The organism is Candidatus Rhodobacter oscarellae, assembly GCF_001078595.1.
GTDB classification, from domain to species: Bacteria; Pseudomonadota; Alphaproteobacteria; order Rhodobacterales; family Rhodobacteraceae; genus Rhodobacter_B; species Rhodobacter_B oscarellae.
The window spans coordinates 3,309,045-3,327,066 of sequence record NZ_LFTY01000002.1; the positions used below are offsets into that span (position 1 = coordinate 3,309,045).

Genomic DNA, 18,022 nt, shown 5'->3' on the forward strand with positions numbered 1-18,022 from the left:
CGGGAGATGCGCGCAAGCACGCACCTTACGTCTTCTTCACAACGGATTGCGGGTTCAGGTTGCCGATGCGGCCGGATTCTGTGCCGGCCTCGGGGTCGATGATCGCGTTGATCAGGGTGGGCTTGCCGCTGGCGATGGCCTCGCGCACGGCGCGCTCCAGGTCGTCGGGGCTGCGCGCCACAACGCCCTCGCCGCCGAAGGCCTGCATCATCATCTCGTACTTGCCCTCGGGCACAAAGACCGTGGGCGCGGGGTCCCGACCCGTCGGGTCGATATCCGTGCCGCGATAGATGCCCGAGTTGTTAAAGATCACCACGCAGACCGGCAGCTTGTAGCGGCAGATGGTCTCGACCTCCATGCCGCTGAACCCAAAGGCGCTGTCGCCCTCGACGCAGACCACGGGCTGCTGGGTCTCCACGGCGGCGGCAATTGCCGTGCCCATGCCGATGCCCATCACGCCCCAGGTGCCCACATCCAGCCGCTTGCGGGGCTTGGACATGTCGATGATCGAGCGCGCGAAGTCCAGCGTGTTGGCGCCCTCGTTCACCAGGATGGCGTCGGGGTGGTCGGCAAAGACCTTCTTTAGTCGCCCCAGCGCGCCGTGGTAGTCCATCGGCACCGCGTTCGAGCCCAGCTTGGCCCCCATCCGCTCGACATTCGTGGCGACCTTGGCGTTGATCGCATCGGTCCATTCCGCGGGCGGCTTCGCCCAGTCGCCCATGCCAGCGGTCATCATGCTCAGCACGCTCTCGATGTCGCCCACCAGGGGCGCGTCGATGGGCTGGTTGCTGTCCATCTCGGTCGGCGAGATGTCGATATGGATGAATTTCTTGCTGTAGCGCTCGCCCCATTGCTTGCCCTGGCCGTGGCCGAGCAGCCAGTTCAGCCGCGCGCCAACCAGCATCACGCAGTCGCTCTCCTTCAGAACCAGAGACCGCGCCGCGCCCGCGTATTGCGGGTGGTCGTCGGGCAGCAGGCCCTTGGCCATGGACATGGCGATGTAGGGCGCGCCGGATTTCTCGACGAAGTCGCGCACCAGGGCGTCGCATTGCGCATAGGCCGCGCCCTTGCCGAGGATGATCAGCGGCTTCTTGGCGGATTTCAATGTGTCCAGCGCCCGGTCCACCGCCTGCTGGCTGGGGAACTGCGCGGGGGCGGGGTCCACGACCTTGATCAGGGACTTCTGGCCCTGCAGCGCCTCCATGGTCTGGCCCAGCAGCGCGCCGGGCACGTCCAGGTAAACCCCGCCGGGGCGGCCGGAGACCGCCGCGCGGATCGCGCGGGCCACGGCCACGCCGATATCCTCGGCATGCAGCACGCGGTAGGCCGCCTTGCAGAGCGGCTTGGCGATGGCAAGCTGGTCCATCTCCTCATAGTCGCCCTTCTGCAGGTCCACGATCTCGCGTTCGGACGAGCCCGAGATCAGGATCATCGGCCAGCAATTCGTCGTGGCGTGGCTCAGGGACACAAGCCCGTTCAGGAACCCCGGCGCCGAGACCGTCAGGCAGACGCCGGGCGTCTTGGTCAGGTAGCCGGCGATGGCGGCGGCGTTGCCCGCGTTGCTCTCATGCCGGAACGAGATCACGCGCATGCCCTCTTCCTGCATCATCCGGCCCAGATCGGTCACCGGGATGCCGGGCACGTGATAGATGTTCTCGATTCCGTTCAGCTTGAGCGCGTCGATGATCAGGTGGAATCCGTCCGTCAACTCTACATCGGTTTCGATGGCTCCGTCCGCCATATGTGTCTCTCCTTGGCCGCCTAGCTGGCAGCGTTTAAGCGTAGTTCGAATCTGGTCCAGGTGCGGCGCACATGCTCGTGCAGCCGCATTGTGTGTTGGCGCACCAGGTCGCAGGCGCGGTCGGCGTCGCGCGCCTCGAGCGCCTCGATAATGCCCAGGTGGTCCACGACCGAGCGGCTGGCGCGGTCGCTTTCCTCCATGGCGCGGCGGCGCACGGCATGCATATGCACGAACAGCCCGTCGGCCATCTCGGCCAGTAGGGCGCAGCCCGACATCTCTAGGATCATCTGGTGAAAGCGGATATTGGCCTCGGAATACTCGGCCAGGTCGGCCTGCGCCGAGCTTTCGGAGTGTTTCAGCGCGTGTTTGCGCAGCGCGGCGATCTGTTTGTCGGCGGCGACGCCCGCGGCGAGCCGCGCGGCCATGCTCTCTAGCGCCGCCCAGGCGACGATCATCTCCAGGATCTCGCCCATGGTCTTGCGGACCACGAAAACGCCCTTGCGGGGGCGGATCTCTATAAAGCCGTCATTCTCCAGCCGGGTCAGCGCCTCGCGCAGCGGGGTGCGGGACACGCCAAGCTGCTCGGCCATCGAGCGCTCGTCCAGCCGCAGGTCCGCCATGTCCTCATAGATATTCATGCCGATGATCGCCGTGCGCAGGCGTTCGTACACGTGGTCCTTCAAGGTGATGGACGTCTCTATGGGTTGCAGCTGCATGGATGCCGATTCGCTGTGGTCCTTGGTATACCATAGGCATGCATACCGGATGCCGCAACAGGTCTTCGCATTCCGCTTACAACAATGTGATCAATACGTTCTAGGACGCCTCGCTGACCGCGGCGCCGACATCCGGCAGCGTGATCGTGAAACACGCACCGCCCTCGACGTTGCGCGCCGATATCCGGCCCGACATGTCGCGTATCGTGCCAAAGCTGATCGACAGGCCCAGCCCGGTGCCCTTGCCGGGCTCCTTGGTGGTAAAGAACGGCTCGAACAGCTTATCCAGCACGGTCTCGGGGATGCCGCCGCCGCTGTCATAGACATGCACCGCATGCCCATCGGGCCCGTCAAAATCCGCCTCAAATCGGATCTCACCGGGGCCGCCGTCGCCATGCTCCTCGATCGCGTCGCGCGCGTTGCTGACCAGGTTCAGCAGTACCTGCTCAAAGATCACGCGTTCACCCATCACATAGGCGGGCGTCTCGGGCACCGCGACCTTGAGCGAGATATCCAGCGTCTTCAGCTGCGTGCGGGCCAGCGTTGCGGTTTCCAGCAGCGCCTCGCGCAGGTCGAACGGCTCCATCACGCCCACCGCCTTGCGGCCAAAGACGCGCATGTGGTTGATGATCTGCGAGGCGCGTTCGGTCTGCTCGCCCATGCGCTGCAGCTTGCCCATCAGGTAATCGGGGTCGACGATCCCTTTCTGGATGCGCTTGACGCAGTTGGAAGAGGCCATGCGGATCACGCCCAGCGGCTGGTTCAGCTCATGGGCGATGCCGGTGGCCATCTCGCCCAGGGTGGCCATCTTCGAGGCCTGGATGAGCTGCTGTTCCGAGATGCGCAGCTCGGTGACGTCCTTGGCGGTCAGGACCACGCCGATCCCGTCGACATAGGTCTGCACGGTTAGCGTGACGCGGTCGGGCGCGCGGCGGATCTCCTCCGGCGCCATGTTCTCGCGCGCAAGCTGCGCCTCGATCCAGTCCTCGGGATCGCCGGACACGCCGGGGAAGGCGCCCAGGTGATAGCCCATGCGTAGGAATTCCTTCTGCGTGAAGCTATGCGGCAGCTCGGCCAGGATATCGCGGTTAAAGCGCCGGAACGCGGCGTTCAGGAAGATCGCGTGGCCGGTCTCGTCAAAGACCACGACCTGCTCGGCAATCTGGTCAAAGGCGGTGACAAGGCGCTTTTGCTCCTGCTGGGCCTCCTCGGTGGCGCGCATCGACTCCTGAAAGATCACCGTGGCGCGGGCCATGCTGCCGATCTCGTCATCGCGGTCGGTGTCGGGCACCGAGATCTCGTCCTCGCCGCGCGAGATCATCGTCATGCAGTTCACGATCACCTCCACGCGGGCCTTCTTCGCCAGCAGTTGATTGCGCTGCTCGGCCAGGGTGGCGCGGTCCTGCGCCAGCGAGTTCGCCATGTCGTTGAAGCATTGCGCGGTCTCGGCCAGCTCGTCGGTGCCGCGCACGCGGATCTTGCGATCTAGGTCGCCGGCGGCGAAGCCCCGCGCGCCCTCCCGCAGCCAATGCAGCTGATGCGTCAGATAGGACCCCAGCACGTAGCCGAAGATCGCCACCAGGGACATCCCGATGAAGGCCACCGCAAGGTTCCAGGCCAGGGCCATCGCGATCTCGCGCTCGACCGAGGCCGTGGACAGACCCATCTCGATACGGCCATAATCCAGCCCCTCGACGGTGATCGGCACGTCCAGGTCGATGCGGTGGTCGTTACGCGCGGTGTCAAAGCTGGCATCCGCCGCGAATTCTGCGGCAAGCGCCAAGGCATCGCCGCCTTCGGACAGAACCAGGCCGGTCGGGTTGCGCACCCGCAGATAGCTTAGCTCCTCCGTCGACAGGGCGGTCTCAATCGTGGCGTCCAGCGTGGCCAGGTCGGTGGCGATCACCGCGTCAGAGACCGCGTTGGCAAAGACCCGCGCCGTCGCCTCGGCCCGTTGATAGAGCTGATCCGCGGCCGAGCCGCCCAGGGCGAATTGGTTGATCCCGATCAGGATCCCCATCACCGTCAATTCGATGAGGGCGATCCCCAGGACCGTTTTTAGCCGGAAGGACATGCGGCACCGCCTCCAGTCGCGATGCCGGTATCGGCCCGGGCCATGCCCAGCCCGCGCACATCGTCCCAATCGCTGTCGCCAGAGAGGGTGAACCCGTTCATCCCGATCCCGTCGACCAGCGCCGGCTGATCGGCGGCGATGTCCAGAAAGGCCTGCCGCACGGCATCGGCGAGCGCCTCGGGCAATTCGCGGGACGCGGCGAAGGCGTGCGGGGTATAGGCCTCTGTCTCATGCATGATGCGCAGCTGCGCCCGGATCGCCGGATCGACGGCATTGAAGGTGCGCGTGACCCCGCCGCCTGCGGCCATCAGCCCGGCGGCAACCGCGCGGTACACGCTGTCATGGGACTTCACATAGTTGGGGGTGAAGGCGATCCCGCGCTCGGACAGGGTCGAGCGCGTCAGGATGCTGGCCCCGAACGCCCCGGGCGAGGGAAAGGCCACCTGCGTGCCATCAAGATCGCCAAGCGCCTGCACCGGACCCTCGGCGCGCGCCACGATCACGCCCTTCAGCCGTTTCTGCGATTGCCGGGCGAAGGCGCGATAGCCGCTCTCTTCCGAGAAGATCGCGTAATGCATGGGGTTCATATAGGCGATGTCATAGGCGCCCTCGGCCAGGCAGGCCTCGAATGTGGGGATGTCCTTGGTGGTCTTGAACTGTACGGTCACGCCGGTGCGGGCGCTGAGTTCGGACAGGAAGGGCCCCCACATCTTGGCCAGGCGGCTGGCGGATTGCTGCGGCACGATGCCGAAGGTCAGGGTCGTGCCGCCCGATTGCGCATGCGCGGTGGTGGTGCCCGCAATCGCGAGGGCCATCGCCGCAACGGTTTGAGCCAGGCGCCGCATCATGCCGCTCCCTCCGGCTTTTGGCCGTTCGGCGCGGGGTCCTGCTTGATCGCGGCCATTGCGGCCTTTTGCGCCTTCTCGATCATGAAGCTGGCAAGCTCGGCATTGCCGCGCTCCTCGCCGCCGCTGGCCTCGGCCTGTTTGATCGCCCTCACCAGGTCCTCGGCCACCAGCGGTTTGGACAGGAAGTCCACCGCGCCGATCTGGATCGAGGATTGCAGCGCGCTGGGGTCGCCGCTGAGCACAACGAAGGACAGGCCGCGATCCGCGAACCGAGCCTGCGCGCGCGACACCAGCTGCAGCCCGTTCGACGTCTCTCCGGCCTGGTCGACGAAATGCACGTCGGTGACGACGACCTTGATGGCGGGGTTGGCCGCGATGAGTTCCAGCGCCTTGTCGACATCCGGGGCGGTCAGGCATTTCCAGCCTTCCAGGTCGACGATGTCCGCAAGCTCCTCAAGCGCGTCGGTGTCATCATCGGCGAGCAGGACGGTGAGGTCGGGTGTTCGGAATGTTTCGGGGGCCATTACTCGTTCTCCATTTAACTCGTTACTGCTGGGGCCGCGATATGCGGGGCGAATTCGACCTAAGGTGGACCGTTTGGCCGCGGTTGAGCGCGTTGGGCTGGCGCGCCGCGCGGCAGGTTGTGAAAAATTTTAGGTAAACTCGCGCTAGATTCTTGCGTTGATCGCCTCGATTAATTCATCCGTATCAACGGGTTTGGCGAAACAGGCGGCGGCGCCATGGGCCATCGCCTCTTCTCGGGAAGACTCCGCGCCGTGCCCGCTAACCACGATTACAATTCCCTGGTAGGCGCGGTTCTTGAGTTCACGGATCAGCTCCAATCCCCCCATTTTGGGCATCTTTAGGTCGGTCACGACGACATCGAAGCTGGATTTCGCGCTTTCCTCCAGCGCGTGCGGCACGTCGCAGGCGGTGGTGACGTCGAAATCCTCAAGCTCTAGGGATTCCTGTAACTCCTCGCGCAGAAAGGGTTCGTCGTCGACAACAAGAACACGGGCCATGGTACCTCCGGGTGTTGGCTGGATTTTGCACCACCCATCTTAAGGACAAGCTAACCGGGGACGATTGCGTTCTGCGGGCGAGGCTTGACATCGCGGGGCGGAATCCGCACCCAAACGCCCATGCCGCATTTTCATATCGAGTATTCCGCGAACCTAGAGGACGCCGATATCGGCGGGCTCTGCGAGGCGGTCCGCGCCGCCGCTGTCCAGGTCGAGGCCTTCCCCATGCCGGGCGTGCGCGTGCGCGCCACGCGGGTGGACCATTATGCGATCGCGGATGGCGACCCCAAGCATGGCTTCGTGGACATCTCGATCCGGCTGCGGGGCGGCCGCCCCGACGAGGTCAAGGCGGCGGCGACGCAGGCCATCTTTGAGGCCGCGCGGGTGTTTCTGGCGCCGGTCATGGCCGAGCGTTCCATCGCGCTGTCGCTGGAGATGCGGGACATCGACCCCGCGCTTTCACCGAAGGCGGGAACGGTCAGAGAGCACCTTTCCCAGGGGTAGAAAAAGATTCGCGTGCTGAAAACTTTCTGAATCTCAGGGACTTGGTTAACCCGTCTTTTGCCGATAAACATGCTGCTTAAATTTTGAACATGTGCTCGAAACTTGCCCAAATGCCTTGCAGAATCCCGCGCCTGGCGTTCCAACCCCGCCAATAAAACTCGCAGACTGGGGGTGAACCCGCCTTAAGTGCCACCGCGGGTGCCGCAAGCCCCGCTTGAAAGCGTGCGATGGCATCGGTCTGGAAACCAAGAAACGCCACCGCACTCCGCACATAACTGCGTGGGTGGCATATGGCGTTCTTCGTCATGTTTCGCAACGTCCCCGCGCCTTCCGCAAAGGGAAATGCGATGAAGAAACTACTTGGAACAACCGCTGCTCTTGTTCTGGCCGCTGCCGCGCCTGCCATGGCCTGCGACGCGCCGATCAAAGTGGGCGTGCTGCACTCGCTGTCGGGCACGATGGCGATCTCGGAGACCACCCTGAAGGACACCATGGTCATGCTGATCGACCAGCAGAACGCCGCCGGCGGCGTGCTGGGCTGCGAACTGGAGGCCGTTGTGGTCGACCCGGCCTCCGACTGGCCGCTCTTTGCGGAGAAGGCGCGCGAGCTGTTGACCGTGCATGAGGTGGACGTGATCTTTGGCAACTGGACCTCGGTGAGCCGCAAATCCGTGCTGCCCGTGATCGAAGAGCTGAACGGCCTGCTGTTCTACCCCGTCCAGTACGAGGGCGAGGAGAGCTCCAAGAACGTGTTCTACACCGGTGCGGCGCCCAACCAACAGGCGATCCCGGCCACGGATTACTTCTTGGAAGAGCTTGAGGTCGAGAAATTCGCCCTGCTCGGCACCGACTATGTCTACCCGCGGACCACGAACAACATCCTGGAAAGCTACCTGCAGCAAAAGGGCATCGCGGCGGACGACATCTTTGTCAACTACACCCCCTTCGGGCATAGCGACTGGTCCAAGATCGTCTCTGACGTTGTGGCGCTGGGCGCGGACGGCAAGAAGGTCGGCGTTATCTCGACCATCAACGGCGACGCCAACGTTGGCTTCTACAAAGAGCTGGCCGCGGCTGGCATCTCGGCCGACGACATCCCCGTTGTGGCCTTCTCGGTCGGCGAGGAAGAGCTGGCCGGTCTCGACACCACCAACCTGGTGGGCCACCTGGCGGCCTGGAACTACTTCCAGTCGGCCGAGAGCGAGGCAAACGAGGGCTGGGTTGAGGCCTGGAAGGCCACCATGGGCGAAGAGCGCGTGACCAACGACCCGATGGAGGCGCATTACATCGGCTTCAACATGTGGGTGAACGCCGCGACCGCTGCCGGCACCACCGACGTGGACGCCGTGCGGACCGCCATGTACGGCCAGGAGTTCCCGAACCTGACCGGCGGCACCGCCGTGATGCTGCCCAACCACCACCTCGCCAAGCCCGTGCTGATCGGCGAGATCCAGGAGGACGGCCAGTTCGACATCATCAGCCAGACCTCGGAAGTGCCGGGCGACGCCTGGACCGACTACCTGCCGGAAAGCGCCGTGCTGAAGTCCGACTGGGCTGAGCTGGGCTGTGGCATGTACAACACCGAGACCTCGACCTGCGTGCAGATCAAGTCGAACTACTAAGGTTTCGTCGCGGCTGACGCCGCGCCGACCAACTGGGGGGAGGCTCTGCCTCCCCCCAGACCCCCCTCCGGGATATTTCCAAACCGAAGAAGACCCTTGCGCTGCGGAAAAGCGGCGCGTGTGTGAAGTGAGGCGACGTGCAGCAGATCCTGAAACTGATCGCGATTTGTGTCGTGGCCGTTCTGCCCTTGGGCCCTGTCGCGGCGCAGGACGCCGAAGCCCCCATCCAGCAACTCCTGCAGGAGCATGGCGACATCATCGCCAAGAGCTCGCGCAAGACCATCGCCCCGGCGATCGATGCCCTGGCCGCCAGCGGGCTGGCCGAGGCGCAGGCCGTTCTGGAGCGCTGGCAGGCCAAGGAGATGTGGCGCAACAAAGAGACCGGTCTCTTTGTGTACGGCACGAAGACCAAGAAAGAGCTGGCCGCCTTTGACTTCGCCAGCGGTGCCGAGATCGGCACCTTCCCCACCAAGGAATTCAAGCAGCTGAAACCCAATAGCGGCATCCGCGGCATGATCGGCGCCGCGCTGGTGCAGTTCCAGCTGAACGCGCCCGACCCCGTGGCGCGGGCCACCGCCCTGGACGCCATCGAGCGCGACGCCGAGCCCGCGCATCTGACCGCCCTGCGCGGCGCCATCGAGGGCGAGGCCGATGCCGGGCTGAAGGCCCGCAAGGCACGACTGGAGCGTCTGCTGACGATCCGCTTCGCCGAGGGTGACGCCGAGCGCATCGCCGCCATCGAGGGCTTTGCCGGCGATTTGGGCGTGGATGTGCGCGCCACATTGAATCCGCTCGTGGTGACCGAGATCGCCTTCGCCGACGCGGCCCCTGACGGGCCCGAGGTCGCGCGGCTGATCACCTTGGGGGAGGCGACGCTGTCGCGTCGCGATGCCTATGACATGCTGGTGGCCGCCGAGCTGGCGCCGCCGCGCCTGGACGCCGACGCCAAGCGCACCGCCCTGATCGAGAACATCTCGGACGGGCAGGTCGCGGGCGTGCAGGTCGCCTCGCTGAGCACCGAGGCCGCGCGCGACATCGCCTATGCCAAGCTCGCCGAGCGCGGGCTGGCCGCGCCCGCCGCCACCGAGGCCCAGATCGACGCCGCGCTGGCGCAGCGGACCTTCTTTGAGCGCTATACCGGCGCTACGCCCAGCGTGGCCGTGGCGGCGCTGAGCGTGCTGCAATCCATCGAGGCCAAGGTCGCGGTGAACCAGACCGCGGACCTGGCCTTGGACGCCATATCCCTGGCTTCTATCTACTTCCTGGCCGCCATCGGCCTGGCCATCACCTTCGGCGTGATGCGGGTGATCAACATGGCCCATGGCGAGTTCATCATGATGGGCGCCTATACGGGCTATGTGGTGCAGCTTTTCGTGCCGAATTACACAATGTCGATCATCCTGGCGATCCCGCTGGCCTTCGCGGTGACCTTCGCGGCGGGGGTGGCGATGGAGCGGCTGGTGATCCGCTGGCTCTACCACCGGCCCTTGGAGACCCTGCTGGCGACCTTCGGGATCTCGATCGCGCTGCAGCAGATCGCCAAGAACATCTTTGGCACCCAGGCGCGGCCGCTCACGGCGCCGGGCTGGCTGGACGGCTCGCTGGTGTTCAACGACATCGTCTCGATCAGCTATATCCGGATCGCGATCTTCGTGCTGGCCTTGCTGTTCCTGGCGCTGTTCCTCTTCGTGATGAACCGCACGCGGCTGGGGCTGGAGGTGCGCGCGGTGACGCAGAACCCGCGCATGGCGGCCTCGATGGGGATCAACCCCGACCGGATCAACATGCTGACCTTCGGCTTCGGCTCGGGGATCGCGGGGATCGCGGGCGTGGCGATTGGGCTTTACGCCAAGGTGACCTCCGAGATGGGGGCGGATTACATCGTGCAGTCCTTCATGACGGTGGTCGTGGGCGGCGTGGGCAACATCTGGGGCACGCTGCTGGGGGCGAGCATGGTGGGGGTCTTCCAGAAGGGCGTGGAGTGGCTGAACCCCTCGAACACGCTGGCCGCGCAGACCTACATGATCCTCTTCGTGATCCTTTTCATTCAGTTCCGGCCACGGGGCATCATCGCCCTCAAGGGCCGCGCGGCGGAGGCATAGAGAATGCTTGATCTTGAGACGCCAATCGGGGACGCTGGGCCTCGAATTTTAAGCAAAGGACTTGTTCATGCTTCGCTACATCGCGCTTCTGTCCTGCCTCGCGGGACCGGCGCTCGCCGATGGTTTCGGCTTTCGCACCCCATCGGCCAACATTTTTTGCAACGGCTCGCTGCAGGGCGGCGCGCAGCTATACTGCACCATTATCAACCACAACGGCTCTGGGGGCTGCGCCTCCGGGAGGCAGTTCGACATGCGCATGGGCGAGCGCGGCAGGGTGCAGGCCACCTGCGGGCGTCCGTCCGGAAAGGCGTCCCGGTACACCGACATCGCGGAATACGGCGCGACCGGCAATTTCGGGCGCATAACATGCACATCGCAGACCACCGGGTTTACCTGCACCAATGCGGATGGCCATGGGTTCTTCCTGTCGCGCGCAAAGCAGCTGGTGTTCTAAGTCACGCAAAACGTGCGGGGGCGGCGCATGTCTGAGGCACGGCTTACGCAATCCCGGCGCGGGCCCCTGGTGGCGCGCCACCCCTCGCTGGTGATCTTCCTGGTGGTGCTGGCGCTGTTCACCCTGGGGGTGACGGTGCTGGCCGAGGGGTTCGGGATGGGCATGATCTCAACCTCCTTCGTGAAGACCCTGGGCAAGACGCTGTGCCTGTGCCTGGTGGCCTTGGCGATGGACCTGGTCTGGGGCTATTGCGGGATCCTGTCGCTGGGGCACATGGCGTTCTTCGGGATCGGGGGCTACGCGATTGGCATGTGGCTGATGTATGCGCGCACCGAGATCATCGTGGCCGAGAGCATGGCCGCCGCGGCCCTGCCGCCCACAGCCGCGGAGATATCGCAGGGGATCGCCACGCAAATCTTCGGCGTGGTGGGCGCGTCCGAGTTCCCGCCCATCTGGGCCTTCGCGCATTCGCTGCCGCTGCAGCTGGCGGCGGTGGTGCTGGTGCCGGGGCTCTTGGCGCTGGTCTTCGGCTGGCTGGCCTTCCGCAGCCGGGTGACGGGCGTGTACCTGTCGATCCTGACGCAGGCGATGACGCTGGCGCTGGCGCTGTACCTGTTCCAGAACGACAGCGGGCTGCGCGGGAATAACGGGCTCTCGGGGCTGCAGAACCTGCCCGGGCTGGACGCGGTGCCGCAGGCGACGGTGTCTTTGTGGTTCTTCTGGGGCTCGGCGCTGGCGCTGGGGCTGGCCTACGCCCTATGCACCTGGGTGGTGTCGGGCAAGTTCGGCTCGGTGATCCGGGCGATCCGCGACGACGAGAGCCGGGTGCGGTTCCTGGGCTACTCGGTGGAGGCGTATAAGCTGTTCATCTTCACCTTCACGGCCATCCTGGCGGGGATCGCCGGCGCGCTCTACTACCCGCAGGCGGGGATCATCAACCCGGCAGAGATCGCGCCGATTGCGTCGATCTACCTGGCGGTCTGGGTGGCGATCGGCGGGCGCGGGCGGCTCTATGGGGCGGTGATCGGCGCGGGTTTTGTGTCGCTGTTGTCGACCTGGTTCACGGGCGGGCAGGCGCCGGACGTGAATTTGGGGGTCTACACGATCCAGTGGGTGGATTGGTGGACGGTGCTCTTGGGGCTCAGCTTCGTGGCGGTGACGTTGTTTGCGCCGCAGGGGATCGGCGGGCTGTTTGATCTGCTCTCGCGGCGCGCGCGCGCCGAGGAGGGCCCGCAAGGGCTCAAGGAGGCGCCCCAGAAATGAACACGCTGCTAGAGGTCTCCGGGGTCTCCGTCTCCTTCGACGGGTTCAAGGCGATCAACAACCTGACCTTCAACATCGGCGCGGCGGAGCTGCGCGCGGTGATCGGCCCGAACGGGGCGGGCAAGACGACCTTCATGGATATCGTGACGGGCAAGACGCGCCCCGATGAGGGGCGGGTGATCTGGGGCGAGAAATCGCAGTCTCTGCTGGCGATGTCCGAGAGCCAGATCGCCCAGGCCGGCATTGGGCGCAAGTTCCAGCGTCCCACGGTGTTCGAGGACCAGTCGGTGGCCGACAACCTGATGCTGGCGCTGCGCAACAAGCGCGGGCCGCTGGCGGTGCTGCGGTTCCGGCCCTCGGGCGACGACCACGCCAAGGTGCGCGACCTGGCCACGCAGATCGGGCTCACCCAGGCGCTGGAGCGCAAGTCGGGCGAGCTCAGCCACGGCCAGAAGCAGTGGCTGGAGATCGGCATGCTGCTGGCGCAGGACCCCAAGCTGCTCTTGGTGGACGAGCCCGCCGCGGGCATGACCCCCGCCGAGCGCGAGCACACCACCGAGATCCTGGTGGAGGCCGCCAAGACCCGCGCCGTGGTGGTGGTCGAGCAAGACATGGAATTCGTCCGCCGCCTGGGCTGCAAGGTCACGGTGCTGCATGAGGGCTCGGTGCTGGCCGAGGGCTCCATCGACCACGTGACCAGCGACGAGAAGGTGATCGAGGTGTATCTTGGCCGATAGCTTGATGGAGATCGAGGACCTGACGCTGCATTATGGCGGCAGTCAGATCCTGAACGGGGTCAGCCTCAGCGCCGCGCGCGGCGCGGTGACCTGTGTGATGGGCACCAACGGGGTGGGCAAGACCAGCCTGCTCAAGGCGATCTCGGGCACGCATGGGCGCAGCGGCGGCAGCTACAGGCTGGATGGCGAGCAGATCAGCAAGGCCAGCGCCCACGCGCTGGCGCAAAAGGGCGTGGCCTATGTGCCCCAGGGGCGCGAGATCTTCCCCTTTCTGACGGTGCGCGAGAACCTCGAGACCGGCTTTGCCTGCCTGCCGCGCGACCAGCGGCAGCTGCCCGAGGAGATCTTCGAGCATTTCCCGATCCTCAAGGACTTCCTGGGGCGCCGCGGCGGCGACCTCTCGGGTGGGCAGCAGCAGCAGCTGGCGATTGCGCGGGCGCTGGTGACCCGGCCCAAGCTGTTGTTGCTGGACGAGCCGACCGAGGGCATCCAGCCCAATATCATCCAGCAGATCGGCCAGGTGATCCGCGACCTGCGGGCGCGGGCCGAGATGGCGATTGTGCTGGTGGAGCAGTATTTCGACTTCGCCTATGAGCTGGGCGACCGGTTCACGGTGCTGGAACGCGGCAGCGTGAAGTTCTCCGGCACAAGAGACGCGATTGCGCGCGACGCGCTTTTGGCCTCGGTGTCGGTCTAAATCTGGGCGGTGGCGGAAGCTTAAAAAGCTTCCGGCCCGATTTCCTTGTAGGAAATCGGCGGCAGGTCACAGAACTCGCGAAGCTGGGCGAATGCTGGGCCAGTCACTCCTGCCGTGAAATGGGAGGGCGGGTTCACCGCGCGCTCTGTTAACCAAGGGGTCTGCCAGACACCGTGCCCGACAGAAGTCCGACGTTTTGCCGACGTTTTGCCGACACCGGAATTCTCAACAAAATAAGGCGTTAACCCCCGATTCGCGGGATCTGTGTGCGCGCAGCGTTAAGAACCGGTCAAGGCCTCAGCCCGCGCCCTTCTCCCGTGCGATCTCGCCATAGGTCGCGGCGTTGGGGCAGTGCTGGGGCCCGAACTCGGTGGCCCGCCCGCTTAGATACCACCGACAGGCGCGCGGGCGGTCGCAGTTCTGGCAGCGCTCTAGGATCTCCATCTCGCGCCAATGCGGGTGGCTGATATCCTCGTCGGTCAGGCCGAATTTCTCTGCCATGCCAAGCACTTGACGGCGCAGCTGGGGCCGGGCCAGGATCGTCTGCCGCAGGGCGTGGGGCTCCAGGGCCAGGTCGGAGAGCTCGGTATCGGCCATCGCGTCCAGCTCGCCTAGCTCGCGCCGCTGCGCCAGGTAGGTGGCGAGTTTCTCAAAAATGCCCATCGCTTGGCTCCTCCTTTATCCTGAAGGCAGCCTATAGCCCGGCCCCGGCCGCGGCTTTGATCTAAATCAACTCAGGTGACCGCGGAAAAAGGCCGCGACTTCAGCGGCATAGAGATCCCGCGGCACGTCCCCGGTGATCGAGGCCTTGGCCTCGGCGATCTGCTCGGCGGTCATCAGCGTGCTGCCGAACAAGTCGATGAGATCCTCGGTGAAGCCCGCGTCATATTCGGGGTGGAACTGCACCGAGAGCGCTGGGAAGTCGTCATAGGCCAGCGCGGCCACCGGGCAGTAGGGCGCCGAGGCGGTCACCGTCGCCCCGGGCGGTGCCTTCGTCACCTGGTCCTGATGCGCGACATAGGCGGGGGTCTCCGCGCCCGCCATGTCAAAGCGCCTTGCACCGGTGATGAAACCCTGGTCGACCTTCTCGGCCTTGCCGCCCAGAACATCCGCCATGATCTGGTGCCCAAAGCAGATGCCAAAGATCGGCGTGCCATGTGCGCGGTGCGCCAAAATATTCTCGCGCAACGGCTGCATCCAGGGGGTATCATCATAGACGCCCTTCTCGGAGCCCGAGATGATGATCCCATCGGTCTCGCCGGGCGCCTTGGGCGGCAAGTCGCCCGCGATATGCAGGCTCTCCAGGTCGGCCTCCGGCAGGTGCGGCGCGATCCAGCGGATCACGTGGTTGCCGGTGGGGCCGTATTTAGCGGTCAGCTTGTCGGGGCTGAGGCAGTCATAGACGGTAAGTTTCATGTCGCCTCCCTACTCAGGCCCGCCCGCCGGGTCCATAGGCGAGATACATTGGCTCGTTCTGGGCGAAGCGCTCTGGGCGCAAGGGGTGGATGTCAAAGCTCAGGGGGCGGCCCAGGATGCCCTCGGCGATGCTAAGGCCGACCGCGGGGGCAAGCTTGAGCCCATGACCGGAAAAGCCGCAGGCAAGCTGCAGGCCGGGGCGCCCGTCGACCGGGCCAAGCACCGGGTGCCAGTCGGGCGTGATGTCATATGTCCCGCTGACGGACCTAAGCGGCGCGGCCCCGGCCAGGCCCGGGAACCGCGTCTGGATGGCCCGCTCGATCCGCCCGAAATGGGCGTCCTCGCTGTGTTGCGTGGGCACCACCAGGGGATCCTCGACCAGCTCCATCTGGGGCGGATAGGCGGCAGCAAGGACAGTGTTGCCCATGTCGGGCCGCAGCACGATATTCGCCGTGCCATCGGTCACACAGGTCGAGAGCCGCCCCGCGCCGCGCGGCAATTGCAGATACATCGTGTCCAGCCGGCGCGATTCGATGGGAACGTCCACCAAGCCGCCGGTCCATGGTCCGGTCGCGCACACGATGTGACCGGCCTGTATGTCGCCACGCTCGGTAGAGACGTGACCGGCCCCGACCGCCGCAACCTCGGAGCGCGCAAGCGCGACACGCCCGGTCGCCTGCGCCGCCGCCAGCCAGCTCAGCGTGATCTTGGTGACGTCGATATAGCCCCCCGCCGGGTCCCAGGCGCCGCCAACAAGACCGTCGGTGTTTATCACGGGCTCGATCTGCGCAATGCGATCCGGCCCGATGAACTCGGTCTCGATCCCCAGCGACCGGGCGAGATCCACATTCCGCTGAGCGGGCGCGACCTGATCCGGGGTCACTGTCAGCAGGTAGCCCATGGGGACATAGCCGCTCGCCCCAATCCCGACCCGCGCCGTCCAATCTGCAAAGAAATCAATGCCATAGAGGGCCATCTGCAGCGTCAGCGCGTTCGAGTAATGCATCCGCACCTGCCCAAAGGTGCGCCCCGACATGCCGCCCAAGGGGCCGGTCTTGTCGAGCACCAACACGCGCAGGTCAGAGAGCTGAGACAATTGCCAGGCGATGGCCGCGCCCATAACGCCCGCGCCGATCACCACGACATCGGCCTTGTCTGGCAGCGCTGTTCCCGTCATCTCAAGCTCCCTTTGCGGCCATGCCCTCCAGCATATCGTGCAACCCGCGCGCGGCCTCGGTCTGCGGATGCTCCATCGCCCTAAGCCTGGCCGCAGGCGCCTGCCCGTCCCGGGCTTGACCCCGGACCTCTAACACCGGGGCAATAGCAGATCCCGGATCAGGTCCGGGATGGGTGTCGCGCGCGTTACCAATCGAACGCCCGGTCGATCCCCGCCATCTTCACGCCGGTGAAGGCCGAGGCCTCAAAGCTCAGAGCCCGCAGGTCCTCGACCTCCAGGTTATGCACGCTGGACTTGCCGCAGGCCTTGGCCAGCGCGGTGATCTCCATGGTCATCGCCGTCAGATAGCGCGCGACACGCTCGGCACCCGCATGCGGGTCCATGCGCTTTTCCAGCTCGGGGTTCTGGGTGGCCACGCCCACGGGGCAGAGCCCGGTATGGCAGTGGTGGCAAGCGCCCGGCGAGGTGCCCAGCTTGGCGTAATCCTCTAGGTAGCGGGGCGAGTTGCAGCCCATGGCGATCATGGCCGAGTTGCCGATCATTACGGCGTCCGCACCCAGCGCCAGGCACTTGGCCGCGTCCACGCCGGACCTAATGCCGCCCGCGGCGACCAGGCTGACCTTGCCGGACATGCCGCACTCGTCCAGGCTTTCACGCGCGGCGCGGATCGCAGACATGGTCGGGATGCCGGTGTGGTTGAGCAGCAGTTCGGGCGAGGCGCCAGTGCCGCCCTCGGCCCCGTCCACCACCACGATATCCGCACCCGCCTTGGCGGCGATGGCCACGTCGTAGCGCGGGCGCGTGGCGCCCATCTTGAGGCTGATCGGCACCTGGTAGTTCGTCGCGATGCGAAGCTCCTCGATCTTCACCGCCAGATCATCGGCGCCCAGGAAGTCCGGGTGCCGGATGGTCGAGCGCTGATCCACGCCCTCCGGCAGGGTGCGCATCTGCGAAATCCGCGGGCTGACCTTCATGCCGAGCAACAGCCCGCCGGTACCGGGCTTGGCACCCTGGCCCACGACGATCTCTAGCCCGTCGGCGCGGCGCAGGTGATCCAGGTCGATCCCATAGCGCGCGGGGGACATCTGATAGACCAGCTTGTTGGAGGCCTCGCGTTCCTCCTCCAGCATGCCGCCCTCGCCGGTGCAGGTCATCGTGCCCACGCGGCTGGCGCCATAGCCCAGCGAGGCCTTTGCGTTGGCGCTGAGCGCGCCGAAGGACATCGAGGCGATGTAGATCGGGATATCCAACTCCAGAGGCTTGGCCACCACATCCGTGCCGCGCCCGCCGCCCAGGATCGTCTTGGTGGTGCAGCTCTCGCGGTAGCCCTCCAGCGGCAGACGGGTCATCGTGGCGGGCACGAAGGTCAGGTCGTCAAAGGTCGGCATCCGCTTGTTGAACGTGTTATAGCCGCGCACTTGGTAACGGCCCAGCTGGGCCAGGGCGTGCACCTCCGAGATCGCCTCGGGCGTCCAGCGGGTGGAGCCGCCCTCGTCATAGCTGGACGGGACGCCAGCCGGGCGGCCCTCGATCGCGCCCGCATCGGCAAAGCGGATCTCGTCCTCGGGCGGCAGTTCGAACGGGTAGCTGTACGGTTCGGACATCATCTTCTCCTGTCGGGCGGCGGGATAAATCCCGCCCTACGCGGC

Annotated in this window: 17 protein-coding genes; 7 read left to right on the plus strand and 10 right to left on the minus strand. The window is 65.6% G+C overall.

Annotated features, from left to right (window positions below; all coding sequences use genetic code 11):
* Positions 1-25: 25 nt before the first annotated feature.
* The 6 genes from oxc to AIOL_RS20555 form a co-directional block, all read right to left on the minus strand.
* The gene (gene oxc, locus AIOL_RS20530) at positions 26-1,741 is read right to left on the minus strand and encodes an oxalyl-CoA decarboxylase (protein WP_049644694.1); all 1,716 of its coding nucleotides are present in this window, start codon (positions 1,739-1,741) and stop codon (positions 26-28) included.
* Positions 1,742-1,761: 20 nt separating this feature from the next.
* On the minus strand, positions 1,762-2,457 hold the full coding sequence (locus AIOL_RS20535) for a GntR family transcriptional regulator (protein ID WP_049644695.1): 696 nt from the start codon (positions 2,455-2,457) through the stop codon (positions 1,762-1,764).
* Between the two features lie 100 nt (positions 2,458-2,557).
* On the minus strand, positions 2,558-4,531 hold the full coding sequence (locus AIOL_RS24025) for an ATP-binding protein (RefSeq protein WP_053101328.1): 1,974 nt from the start codon (positions 4,529-4,531) through the stop codon (positions 2,558-2,560).
* A complete protein-coding gene (locus tag AIOL_RS20545) occupies positions 4,516-5,379 on the minus strand; it encodes a phosphate/phosphite/phosphonate ABC transporter substrate-binding protein (protein WP_049644696.1) in 864 nt (287 codons plus the stop codon). Before AIOL_RS20545 ends, AIOL_RS24025 begins: the two co-directional genes overlap by 16 nt.
* The gene (locus AIOL_RS20550; protein WP_049644697.1) at positions 5,376-5,903 is read right to left on the minus strand and encodes a response regulator; all 528 of its coding nucleotides are present in this window, start codon (positions 5,901-5,903) and stop codon (positions 5,376-5,378) included. The genes AIOL_RS20545 and AIOL_RS20550 overlap by 4 nt, the downstream gene beginning before the upstream one ends.
* A gap of 144 nt (positions 5,904-6,047) precedes the next feature.
* Positions 6,048-6,401: a response regulator gene (locus AIOL_RS20555; RefSeq protein ID WP_049644698.1), complete on the minus strand. Its 354-nt coding sequence runs from the start codon at positions 6,399-6,401 to the stop codon at positions 6,048-6,050.
* Between the two features lie 120 nt (positions 6,402-6,521).
* On the opposite strand from AIOL_RS20555, the gene AIOL_RS20560 reads away from it, so the two are divergent.
* The 7 genes from AIOL_RS20560 (at position 6,522) to urtE (ending at position 13,780) form a co-directional block, all read left to right on the plus strand.
* Positions 6,522-6,905, plus strand: a complete 384-nt coding sequence (locus tag AIOL_RS20560) for a 5-carboxymethyl-2-hydroxymuconate Delta-isomerase (protein ID WP_049644699.1) — start codon at positions 6,522-6,524, stop codon at positions 6,903-6,905.
* Positions 6,906-7,252: 347 nt separating this feature from the next.
* Positions 7,253-8,527: an urea ABC transporter substrate-binding protein gene (gene urtA / locus AIOL_RS20565; protein WP_049645583.1), complete on the plus strand. Its 1,275-nt coding sequence runs from the start codon at positions 7,253-7,255 to the stop codon at positions 8,525-8,527.
* A gap of 149 nt (positions 8,528-8,676) precedes the next feature.
* Complete coding sequence (gene urtB / locus AIOL_RS20570; protein WP_049645584.1) at positions 8,677-10,629, plus strand: urea ABC transporter permease subunit UrtB; 1,953 nt, start codon at positions 8,677-8,679, stop codon at positions 10,627-10,629.
* Between the two features lie 67 nt (positions 10,630-10,696).
* Positions 10,697-11,083, plus strand: a complete 387-nt coding sequence (locus AIOL_RS20575) for a DUF6636 domain-containing protein (protein ID WP_152912617.1) — start codon at positions 10,697-10,699, stop codon at positions 11,081-11,083.
* A 27-nt stretch (positions 11,084-11,110) separates the two neighbouring features.
* A complete protein-coding gene (gene urtC / locus AIOL_RS20580; RefSeq protein WP_049644701.1) occupies positions 11,111-12,346 on the plus strand; it encodes an urea ABC transporter permease subunit UrtC in 1,236 nt (411 codons plus the stop codon).
* On the plus strand, positions 12,343-13,083 hold the full coding sequence (gene urtD, locus AIOL_RS20585) for an urea ABC transporter ATP-binding protein UrtD (protein WP_049644702.1): 741 nt from the start codon (positions 12,343-12,345) through the stop codon (positions 13,081-13,083). Before urtC ends, urtD begins: the two co-directional genes overlap by 4 nt.
* Position 13,084: 1 nt before the next feature.
* Entirely contained in the window at positions 13,085-13,780 is a 696-nt protein-coding gene (urtE, locus tag AIOL_RS20590) for an urea ABC transporter ATP-binding subunit UrtE (protein ID WP_200898796.1), read from the plus strand.
* Positions 13,781-14,077: 297 nt separating this feature from the next.
* Here urtE and AIOL_RS20595 read toward each other — a convergent pair whose 3' ends face one another.
* The 4 genes from AIOL_RS20595 to AIOL_RS20610 all read right to left on the minus strand — a co-directional run bounded on the left by AIOL_RS20595 (position 14,078) and on the right by AIOL_RS20610 (position 17,977).
* Entirely contained in the window at positions 14,078-14,443 is a 366-nt protein-coding gene (locus AIOL_RS20595) for a DUF6455 family protein (protein WP_049644704.1), read from the minus strand.
* 66 nt (positions 14,444-14,509) lie between these two features.
* A complete protein-coding gene (locus AIOL_RS20600; protein ID WP_049644705.1) occupies positions 14,510-15,196 on the minus strand; it encodes a type 1 glutamine amidotransferase in 687 nt (228 codons plus the stop codon).
* A gap of 13 nt (positions 15,197-15,209) precedes the next feature.
* Entirely contained in the window at positions 15,210-16,373 is a 1,164-nt protein-coding gene (locus AIOL_RS20605; RefSeq protein WP_049644706.1) for an NAD(P)/FAD-dependent oxidoreductase, read from the minus strand.
* A 185-nt stretch (positions 16,374-16,558) separates the two neighbouring features.
* Positions 16,559-17,977, minus strand: coding sequence for an FMN-binding glutamate synthase family protein (locus AIOL_RS20610; protein WP_082152828.1), 1,419 nt, complete (start codon positions 17,975-17,977; stop codon positions 16,559-16,561).
* Positions 17,978-18,022: the final 45 nt, after the last annotated feature.